The sequence below is a fragment of the Kitasatospora aureofaciens genome (assembly GCF_019192735.1).
Taxonomy (GTDB): domain Bacteria; phylum Actinomycetota; class Actinomycetes; order Streptomycetales; family Streptomycetaceae; genus Kitasatospora; species Kitasatospora aureofaciens_A.
In genome coordinates this window covers 1-546 of sequence record NZ_JAHTKP010000206.1, presented here as the reverse complement: position 1 = coordinate 546, position 546 = coordinate 1, and the positions used below count along the sequence as shown (strand labels likewise).

Annotated in this window: 1 protein-coding gene and 1 pseudogene; both read left to right on the top strand. The window is 71.4% G+C overall.

Going from position 1 to position 546, the window contains the following annotated elements:
* On the top strand, nt 1–229 hold a 229-nt coding region (locus KV557_RS45205; RefSeq protein WP_218207395.1), incomplete at its 5' end, for a hypothetical protein.
* A gap of 38 nt (nt 230–267) precedes the next feature.
* Nucleotides 268–546: pseudogene (locus KV557_RS45200) on the top strand (IS3 family transposase); the annotation flags it as partial.

The window sequence follows — 546 nt, the reverse complement described above, 5'->3', positions numbered from 1 at the left end:
GTGGAAGTCCCAGCGTGACGCCGGGGCCGCGGCCGCTCTGGGTGCACCGGCGGGCCGACCGAAGGCCGACCCCCGCGACAAGGAGATCGCCAAGCTCAAGAGCGAAGTCGAGCGCCTGGAGAAGGAGTTGGGCAAGGCCCGCACCGTCATCGAGGTGCAGGGAAAACTCTCCGCGCTGCTGGACCAGCTCGCCACGGGCAGCGCGACCGACGACGGCGAGACGAAGTAGACCAGGCCGCACCCGTCCTGGGCGGCACGGCGGGCACGGTGTTCGAGGACGCCCGGACCGCGGCCCTGGAGAAGCTCTCCGGCGTGGTCGGACGGGCGAAGGCCTGCGCGGCGCTGGGCGTCAACCGGGCGACCTGGTACCGCCACCACCGCAAGTCACCACCCCCACCGAGGCCGGTCCGGGAGAGCCAGCCGCATCCGAAAGCGCTCTCGCCCGAGGAACGCGAGAAGGTGGTGGCCAAGCTCAACGGCGAGCGGTTCAAGGACACGGCACCGGCCGAGGTCTACGCGACGCTGCTGGACGAGGGCGTCTACCTG